Annotated in this window: 1 protein-coding gene; it reads left to right on the plus strand. The window is 68.8% G+C overall.

The genetic code is table 11. The features are described from left to right. A partial coding sequence (locus tag CR162_RS13000) for an IS701 family transposase (protein ID WP_141563150.1) occupies positions 1–635 on the plus strand: 635 nt, incomplete at its 5' end. Between the last annotated feature and the right edge of the window lie 202 nt (positions 636–837).

Here is an 837-nt window from a genome sequence, read left to right on the forward strand (position 1 = left end):
GTGACATGATCGCCACGGGGCTCGATGCCGGGCTGCCCTGTGCCTTCGTGCTGGCCGACGCGCTGTACGGATCGGACAAGCGGCTGCGGGTCATGCTGGAGGGACGCGAGCAGCCCTACATGCTCGCTGTGCGCAGCAATGAGCGGCTGATGACCACCGAGGGCAGCTGCGCGACCCGCGATGCCGCCGAGATCGCCGCCGCACTGCCCTCCTCCGCCTGGCATCGTCACGCGGCGGGCGAGGGAGCCAAGGGACCACGGCTCTACGACTGGGCGCGGGTCCGCCTGCTGCGCCTGCAGCAGCCGCCCTGGGACCATTGGCTGCTGGTGCGGCGCAGCCGGCGCGATGCTTCCGACCAGGCCTACTACGTCGTCTTCGCACCGATGGAGACCACGCTCGCCGAACTGGCCGGCGTGGCCGGGCTGCGCTGGACCATCGAGACCTGCTTCGGCACCGCCAAGGAGGAACTCGGTCTCGACCACTGTGAGGCACGCTCCTGGGATGGCTGGCACCGCCACATGACGCTGTGCATGGCAGCGCTGGCCTTCCTCGCGCGGCTCCGGGCTGAACTGGTCCGCGGCGCGGCCGGCAAACCGAACGAAACGAGTCCAGGCGCCGTGGCCGTGGCCGCATGAAGCCAGGACCAGGGCGTAGACCGCCGGAACACCTGCCGCCGCTCTCCGCTCCGGAGATCAGGCACCTGCTTGCCCGCCTCGTGCTCGCCGTCGCCCCTGTGCGCGAACTGCTGCTGGAGTGGTCCCTCTGGCGACGACGGCATCAGGCCGCCGCACGTGCTGCTCATCTCAAATCATACAAGAAAAAGCAACTGTAGTATTA

It is taken from the genome of Teichococcus rhizosphaerae, assembly GCF_002631185.1.
Classification (GTDB): Bacteria; Pseudomonadota; Alphaproteobacteria; order Acetobacterales; family Acetobacteraceae; genus Pseudoroseomonas; species Pseudoroseomonas rhizosphaerae.